Below are 7,575 nucleotides of genomic sequence, written 5' to 3'. Positions count from 1 at the left end.
CCACCCGCGACCCCGCCCTCGACGACCTCGACCCCAAGAGCGCGCAGAGCCTCCACGCCGCCCTCTCGGCGGAGATCGCGGAGCACGACCGGCGCTACCACGGCGAGGATGCGCCGACGATCTCGGATGCCGAGTACGACGCCCTGCGCCGCCGGCTCGAGAGCATCGAGGCGCGGTTTCCCGATCTCGCCGGCACCGGCGAGGCCTCGGCCAGCGTCGGCGCCAAGGCGTCGGACAAGTTCGCCAAGGTGCGGCACGCGGTGCCGATGCTCTCCCTCGGCAACGCCTTCTCGGACGAGGAGATCGGCGACTTCGTCGAGCGGGTGCGCCGCTTCCTCGGTCTCTTGGGCGGGGAGCCCGTCGCCTTCACGGCGGAGCCGAAGATCGACGGCCTGTCCCTGTCGCTGCGCTACGAGAACGGGCGCCTCGTCACCGCGGCGACGCGCGGCGACGGCGAGGTCGGCGAGGACGTGACCGCCAACGTGCGGACGATCCGGGAGATTCCGGAAGAGCTGGCCGGCGCGGACTGGCCCGACGTGTGCGAGGTGCGCGGCGAGGTCTACCTGTCGCATACGGACTTCGCCGGCATCAACGCCCGCCAGGAGGCGGCCGGCAAGCCGCTCTTCGCCAATCCGCGCAACGCCGCCGCCGGCTCGCTGCGCCAGCTCGATGCCGGCATCACCGCCTCGCGGCCCTTGCGCTTCTTCGCCTACGCGGCCGGCGAGATGTCGGACCAGCCGGCCGAGTCGCAGTTCGAGATGATCGAGGCCTTCAAGGGCTGGGGCCTGCCCGTGAACCCGCTGACGGTGCTGTGCGCCGACGCGGCCGCGATGCTGGCGCATTACCGGATGATCGAGGCCAGGCGCGCCGATCTCGGCTACGACATCGACGGCGTCGTCTACAAGGTCGACGACTTCGCGCTCCAGCGCCGCCTCGGCTTCGTCGCCCGCGCCCCGCGCTGGGCGCTCGCCCACAAGTTCCCGGCCCAGCGCGCCACCACGGTGGTCGAGGCGATCGACATCAATGTCGGGCGCACCGGCTCGCTCAACCCGCTGGCGCGCCTGAAGCCCGTCACGGTGGGCGGCGTGGTGGTGTCGAACGCGACGCTCCACAACGAGGATTACGTCCACGGCGTCGATGCCGACGGGCAGCCGATCCGGAGCGGCGTGGCGATCTGGCAGGGGCAATCCCTGCGGGACGATGCCGACCTCGCGCAAGGGTCGGACGTGCGCGTCGGCGACACCGTGGTGGTCTTGCGCGCCGGCGACGTGATCCCGAAGGTCGCCGACGTGGTGCTGGAGCGCCGCCCCGCGGACGCCGTGCCCTACCGCTTCCCCGAGACCTGCCCGGCCTGCGGCAGCCACGCGGTGCGGGGCCTCAACCCGCGCACCGGCAAGCTCGACGCGGTGCGCCGCTGCACCGGCGGCCTGATCTGCCCGGCGCAAGGCCAGGAGCGGCTGAAGCACTTCGTCTCGCGCAACGCCTTCGACATCGAGGGGTTCGGCGAGACCTATATCGAGACCCTGTTCGAGGCCGGCCTGGTGCGCCAGCCCGCCGACCTCTTCCGCCTCGATTTCGAGCCCCTGAAGGCCGCCGTGGTGGCGCGGCGCCAGGCGCTCTCGGCCGAGCGCGCCGCGGCTGCCGGCAAGGAGGTCAAGAAGGCGGCAAAGAAGAAGGACGACGAGGACAAGGCGATCAAGAACCTGCTCGCCGGGGTCGAGGCGCGCCGAAGAATCCCGCTCAACCGGTTCATCTTCGGGCTCGGCATCGAGCAGGTCGGCGAGGCGACCGCCAAGGCGCTGGCCAAGCATTTTTCGGATATGCCGGCCCTGATGGCGGGGGTGGCGGCGGCCGCCGCCTGCCAGCCCGGGCCGGACTGGATCGCGCTCGCGAGCCTCGACCGGGTCGGGGCCACCACCCGCGACCGGCTGCTCGCCGCGGCGGCCGAATCCCCCGACGCCGACCTCCTGGCCGGCGGCGCGGTGGCGCGGCTCTCCGCGCCGCAGCGCGCCGCCCTGGCCGAGGCCTACGGCGACGCGGCCGGGGTGCGGGCGGCGGTGGAGCGGGCGGCGGGGCAGGTGCCCGGCGACGCCTACCGGGCGCTCGCCGACGACGGCGAGGTCGGCGCGGTGACCACCGCCTCGCTGATCCAGTTCTTCTCCGAGGCGCACAACGTCGCGGCGGTGGAGGCCCTGCTCGCCGAGGTCGAGACCGAGCGGGCGGCCCCGGTGGCGCAGGCCGCGGCCTTTGCCGGCAAGACCGTGGTGTTCACCGGCACCCTGGAGAAGATGACCCGCAGCGAGGCCAAGGCGACGGCCGAGCGCCTGGGCGCCAAGGTCTCGGGCTCGGTCTCGGCCAAGACCGACCTCGTGGTGGCGGGGCCGGGCGCGGGCAGCAAGCTCAAGGATGCCGAGAAGCACGGGGTCAAGGTGATCTCGGAGGACGAGTGGCTGGCGATGGTGGCCTCCGCCTGAAAATCGGCGTCTTCGCCGGGAAGAGCGCGGGGATGAGCTTTCCCCGCACCCTCGCGATCGATTTCGAGACCGCCAACGAGCGCCGCGACAGCCCCTGCGCCGTCGGCCTCGCCTGGATCGAGGGCGGCCGGGTGGTGCGGCGCGAGGCGCGGCTGATCCGCCCGGCCGAGATGCGCTTCTCGCCGGGCAACATCCGGGTCCACGGCATCCGGCCGCGGGACGTCGAGGGGGCGCCGTCCTTCCCCGAGGCGATGGCGCCGTTCCTGCCGGAGATCGCCGGCAGCCTGGTGCTCGCCCACAACGCGAGCTTCGACGTCGGGGTGCTGGCGGCCACCCTGCGGGCCTACGGCCTGCCGCAGCCGGACTATACCTCGCTCTGCACGGTGCAGCTCGCCCGCCGGCACTGGCCGGGCGAGGGCGGCCAGGGGCAGGGGACCTATCGGCTGTCGTCGCTGGCCGCGCGGGTCGGCGTGACGTTTCGCCACCACGATGCCGGCGAGGACGCCTATGCCTGTGCGGAGATCGCGCTCGCGGTGATGCGGGAGGCCGGCGCGCCGGACGTCGCGAGCCTCGCCCGGCGCATGGGGCTCGCCCGGGAGCGGGCCGGGGAGGGCGCGCGGGCGCCCGACGGCATCGCGGCGCGGGCGCTGCGCGGCATCGGGGCGCCGCGGCAGACCCGCGCGCCGCTGCTGCACTTCGTCGTCCGCGGCAGCAGCGGCACGCCCTACGACGTGCGGCTGATCGAGGGCCGCGACGGGCTGCGGCTGCGCTGCTCCTGCGCCGGGGCGCGGTTCCGGCCGGATTGCCGGCACGTGCGGGCCCTCGCCGCCGGGGAGATCGATGCGCTCCTGTCGGACAATCCGGGAGACGTGGCGGCGCTGGCGAGGCTGCTGCCGCTGGGGTGAGGGAGACGGTCCCTCCGTCGAACCCCGCTCCGGATCCGGAGCGGGCGGAGACCGACGAGAGCGAGCGGCCCTTGGACACGACAAAGGCGGGCCCGCGCTCGCGCGCGGCCCGCCTCGTACGATTGACGGCGGTCTGGGTTGAGACCCGCGAAACCTCAGTGAGCTTCGCGCAGGGCCACGGCGCTCGGCACGAGGCCGAACCGCTCGGCGAGGTGCCAGCGCAGCTCGCGGGACGAATGATAACCGTAACTCTTGTCGATCAGGTGGCTCACATCGGTGGAGCCGCCCTCGCCGAAGCGATTGATCCGGTCGACATGGAAAGTATGGCCGTCGTTGAAGACGGTGGGCGCGCCGTCGCGCCGGATGAACTCGAACAACATGGATGTCTTTTCTTCTATCTTTTCGGCGCTCCGCGAGGGAGCGACTGTGCGTGGCGGGCGGCCAGAGGGCCGCCGGCGGAGCGCGTGAAGAGCCCGCAGGCTCTCAACGCTCCAGTGCGGCCTAGGTTCCGTAACCTTAACGGAATTAGCGTTAAGATCACGTTAACCCGGGCCGAGGGCCGCCTTTAGGCGACCTGCAGGTTCACGGCCGACATCTTGGTGCTGTCGCGCCGGTCGGCCTGCAGCTCGTAGGAGACCTTCTGGCCCTCGACGAGGCCGCGCAGGCCAGCCCGCTCCACCGCGGAGATGTGGACGAACACGTCCTTGCCCCCGTTATCCGGCTGGATGAAGCCGAAGCCCTTCTGGTCGTTGAACCACTTCACAGTACCAGTATTCACGCGGTCGTCCTCGTCTCGTTAGAAGCCGTCACGTTCCGCCCTCGCATGAGAGCGTAACAGTGCGACAGCGCCAATTGTCCGGGTGGGAGCTTCGATGGCCGGGGCCCGTAGGGTCCCTGCCGGGCACGATGCCCGAGGCCGCCCGCCCGTTGCCGCTGATCCCCATGTAGGGGCGCAGTCTGTCCGGAACAAGGCAGGACGGCCGCGACAACGCGCACGCCGCGTGTCAGCGGTTGGTGCGCCCGCGCTGGTTGGGGTCGACGCCGCCCTGAGGCGTGGTGTCGTTGGCGACGTCGCCCTCGTCGGTGTTGGCCCCGGCGAGATCCTCCGGATCGCCGCCGGACATGGTCATCCCCTTCGAGGTGCCGATGCCGGGATTGCCCTTCAGGTCGGCATCGGTCGGGGTCGTGGTCTTCGACTGCTTCGAGGTCATGCGGGACTCCTGTCGATGAGCGCGCCTAACGGTTGAGCGCCCGCTCGAGTTCGCCGCGGGTCATGCGCGAGCGGCCCTTGATGTCGCGGCGCTTCGCCTCGTCGTAGAGGGCTGCGCGGGTGGCGTGGGACCGCGTGTCGCGCTCCTTGGCCCGGGTGCTGCGAAAATTCGCCCGGTTGTCGGACGGGCTCTCCTGGTTCGAGGCGCCGGCCTCCCGCAGCGCGATGGCGATGGCCTGGCGCCGGTCGGTGACCGGCTCGCCGTCGTTGCGCTCCAGTTCGCCTTCCTTGAACTCGTGCATCACCCGGGCGATCGTGCCCTTCTGGGCATCGGTGGTCTTGCCGTCGGTGGTCTTGCCGTCAGACGTCTTGCGTGCGGCCATGATCGTCATCCGCTCGTCCGGGCGCGGAGGCGCCCCTTGCGATCGATCAACGCGGTCGATGTCGGGGTGTTTCGAGCGATGCAGGCCGGCCCTGCGCACAATTCCCTGTCGCCTCGGGCGGAGGGCTCCCATATACCGGCGACGTTCTACGGTGTCGGACTCTCAATGGCGGGTATCTCGGTTTCCCTCGAAGGCTCTAACATCCAGCTCTCGTTCCAGAAGGACGACCAGTCGACCGCGGTCATCATGGATGCCAGCGCGGCCCGCGCCCTCGTGCGCGCGGTGGGTCAGCTTCTCACGGTCATGCACGAGCCGGACGAGGCCGAGATGGACGACCTCGGCGAGGACGAGGCGGCGATGCTCGACGTGACCTCGCCGGCGATCGAGGTCGGCACCGACGAGCAGGGCCAGGCGGTGGTGGCGCTCCAGGCAGGCGGCCTGCCGCCGTTCCAGCTTCGCCTCACCGACGAGGAGGCGCGGCACGTCGCCACCTCCCTCAACGAGATCCTGAACGCGCCGCGGGACGTGCGCAGCTCGCATGGCGGGCATTGACCGCGGGCATCGACGGCGATCGGCCGGAGCCGACGGCTGAAACGAAAAGGGCGCCCGACGGGCGCCCTTCGTGTTTGTTCAGAACCGCGTGCCGGGATTGCTCGGCCCGCCCGGAAGGTAATCGGGCTCGGAGCCGGGACCCTTCGGGTCGGTGATGCCCGGATCGTTGACGGGGTAGGGCGAGCGCGGCCCGGTCGGGCCCGTATCCGGCACCTCGTCGGGGGCGATCGGCGGCGGGATATCGCCCGGGATGCCGCCGGGAACCGGCTCGTGGCCGGGCAGGCCTGGATTGGCCATGGTCGTTCCTCCTGTCCGTCTGGGTATGCGGGTCAACCGGCCCGGGCAGGCGGGGTTCCGCGGCGGCAGACGGCGGGCGGGGGCCGGAACCGGCCCGGGGCCGAGATGTTGCACGGGGATCCCGCATCATCCCGGAGACACCCCGATGCCGAGCATCACGCAGGCGAAGATCCTCATCATGGCGACCGACGGCTTCGAGCAGAGCGAGCTCGAAGTGCCGAAGGCCAAGCTCGCGCAGGCCGGCGCCCAGGTGACCGTGGCCGCGCCGAAGTCCCGCCAGACGCCGGACAGCATCCGCGGCTGGGACGAGACCGACTGGGGCCGCCCGGTCAAGGTCGATGCCGACATCGAGAGCCTCGACATCTCGGCCTACGACGCCCTGGTGCTCCCGGGCGGCCAGATCAACCCGGACAAGCTGCGGCTCGAGCCGAAGGCGCTCGAGATCGTGCGGAGCTTCGTGGCGAGCGGCAAGGTCGTCGCCGCGATCTGCCACGCGCCCTGGCTCCTGGTCGAGGCCGGCGCCGCCAAGGGCCGCAAGATGACCTCGTTCTCCTCGATCAAGACCGACGTGATCAATGCCGGCGCCGAGTGGCGCGACGAGCCGGTGGTCACCGACAAGGGCATCGTGACGAGCCGCAACCCGGGCGACCTCGACGCCTTCTCGGCCAAGATCATCGAGGAGGTCCAGGAAGGCCGCCACGACCGCGCGGCGGCGTAACCGTCGTTCCGGCGACGAGGAGGGCCCGCGCGGCGTTCGTCGCGCGGGACTTTTCCGTGGATCGGCGCGCTCGCGAGACTACCCGACGGTGCCGTAGCCGAAGGTCGCGTCGCCGGGGGCCGCCCGGCCCTCGACCGCGCCGTATTGCAGGTAGTGCTGCATCGGGTCGATCTTCGCCTGCGCCACGTCGCCGTTCGCCGCCAGATACGCCGTCGTGTCGAACCCCTTCGACGGGTCGCGGCCTTCCTTCCAGCCGTACTGGTCGTAATGCATCAGGGGATCGATCCCCGCCGCCTTCACGTCGCCATAGGCCGCCAGGTAGCCGCGGGTGTCGAACACCGCGTTCGGGTTGCGCCCCTCCTTCCAGCCATAGGTCTGGTAGTGCTCGTAGGCGTAGGCGAACGGGTCCTTGCCCGACCCCGTCGCGGCCCGCGCCACGTCGGCGTTGGCGAGAAGATAGTACTCGGCGTCGAAGCCCGGATGCACCGCGAGGTCGGCGGTCCGGCCGATGGCGGCGTAGATCCCGCGGCCCTCGCCCTGGCCGTACTCGATATAGTGCTTGAGCGGGTCGAGGCCGGCCGCCTTCACGTCCGGGTTGCGGGCCAGATACAGCTCGTTGTCGAAGGCGGCGGAGGGGTCGCGGCCCTCCTTCCAGCCGGCCTGGTCGTACTGCTCCAGCGGGTTGCGGCCCGCGGCGCGGACATCCGCGTTGGCGGCGAGATAGCCGGCGGTGGAGAACAGCGCGTTGGGGTCGCGGCCCTCCATCCAGCCGTACTGGGCGTAGTGGGCGTCGGCGTCCTGGCCGGCGGCGAGCACGTCCTTGTTGGCGGCGAGGTAGAACAGGTCGTCGACGAGGGGTGCGCCGTCGCCGGTGACGACGGTGGCATCGCCGAACAGGTAGCGCTCGAAGCCGGTGACGCGGTCCTGGCCCTCGGGTCCGGTGATGAGGGTGTAGGCGCCGTCGCGGGTGACGGTGGTATCGGCGAGCCTGGAATTGAACACCAGGGTGTCGTTGCCGGTCGGGCCGGTCGGGGTC

The 7,575-nt window shown here is 71.4% G+C and carries 9 protein-coding genes and 1 pseudogene; 4 read left to right on the top strand and 6 right to left on the bottom strand.

Annotation, left to right across the window (positions count from 1 at the left end):
• Positions 1 to 2,474: NAD-dependent DNA ligase LigA (gene ligA, locus QR78_RS18915; protein ID WP_048429114.1), on the top strand; the 2,474-nt coding region annotated here is incomplete at its 5' end.
• Positions 2,475 to 2,506: 32 nt separating this feature from the next.
• Complete coding sequence (locus tag QR78_RS18910) at positions 2,507 to 3,379, top strand: 3'-5' exonuclease (protein ID WP_048429116.1); 873 nt, start codon at positions 2,507 to 2,509, stop codon at positions 3,377 to 3,379.
• A gap of 155 nt (positions 3,380 to 3,534) precedes the next feature.
• Here the strand turns inward: QR78_RS18910 and QR78_RS18905 are convergent, their stop codons facing one another.
• The 4 genes from QR78_RS18905 to QR78_RS18890 form a co-directional block, all read right to left on the bottom strand.
• Positions 3,535 to 3,759: a hypothetical protein gene (locus QR78_RS18905; protein WP_048429113.1), complete on the bottom strand. Its 225-nt coding sequence runs from the start codon at positions 3,757 to 3,759 to the stop codon at positions 3,535 to 3,537.
• A 185-nt stretch (positions 3,760 to 3,944) separates the two neighbouring features.
• Positions 3,945 to 4,157, bottom strand: a complete 213-nt coding sequence (locus tag QR78_RS18900) for a cold-shock protein (RefSeq protein ID WP_048429112.1) — start codon at positions 4,155 to 4,157, stop codon at positions 3,945 to 3,947.
• 226 nt (positions 4,158 to 4,383) lie between these two features.
• Positions 4,384 to 4,590, bottom strand: a complete 207-nt coding sequence (locus QR78_RS18895; RefSeq protein ID WP_048429111.1) for a hypothetical protein — start codon at positions 4,588 to 4,590, stop codon at positions 4,384 to 4,386.
• A 25-nt stretch (positions 4,591 to 4,615) separates the two neighbouring features.
• Positions 4,616 to 4,972: a DUF6496 domain-containing protein gene (locus tag QR78_RS18890; protein ID WP_048429115.1), complete on the bottom strand. Its 357-nt coding sequence runs from the start codon at positions 4,970 to 4,972 to the stop codon at positions 4,616 to 4,618.
• Positions 4,973 to 5,137: 165 nt separating this feature from the next.
• Here QR78_RS18890 and QR78_RS18885 point away from each other — a divergent pair, with 165 nt between their 5' ends.
• Entirely contained in the window at positions 5,138 to 5,524 is a 387-nt protein-coding gene (locus QR78_RS18885) for a hypothetical protein (protein ID WP_048429110.1), read from the top strand.
• Between the two features lie 78 nt (positions 5,525 to 5,602).
• On the opposite strand, the gene QR78_RS18880 is transcribed toward QR78_RS18885, so the two are convergent.
• The gene (locus QR78_RS18880; protein ID WP_048429109.1) at positions 5,603 to 5,821 is read right to left on the bottom strand and encodes a hypothetical protein; all 219 of its coding nucleotides are present in this window, start codon (positions 5,819 to 5,821) and stop codon (positions 5,603 to 5,605) included.
• A 145-nt stretch (positions 5,822 to 5,966) separates the two neighbouring features.
• Here QR78_RS18880 and QR78_RS18875 point away from each other — a divergent pair, with 145 nt between their 5' ends.
• A complete protein-coding gene (locus QR78_RS18875) occupies positions 5,967 to 6,539 on the top strand; it encodes a type 1 glutamine amidotransferase domain-containing protein (protein ID WP_048429108.1) in 573 nt (190 codons plus the stop codon).
• Between the two features lie 78 nt (positions 6,540 to 6,617).
• Here QR78_RS18875 and QR78_RS18870 read toward each other — a convergent pair.
• Positions 6,618 to 7,575: pseudogene (locus QR78_RS18870) on the bottom strand (ExeM/NucH family extracellular endonuclease); the annotation flags it as partial.

The organism is Methylobacterium indicum (genome assembly GCF_001043895.1).
Taxonomy (GTDB): domain Bacteria; phylum Pseudomonadota; class Alphaproteobacteria; order Rhizobiales; family Beijerinckiaceae; genus Methylobacterium; species Methylobacterium indicum.
Note: the sequence above shows the minus strand (reverse complement) of the source record. Positions and strands in the feature narration are given on the sequence as shown.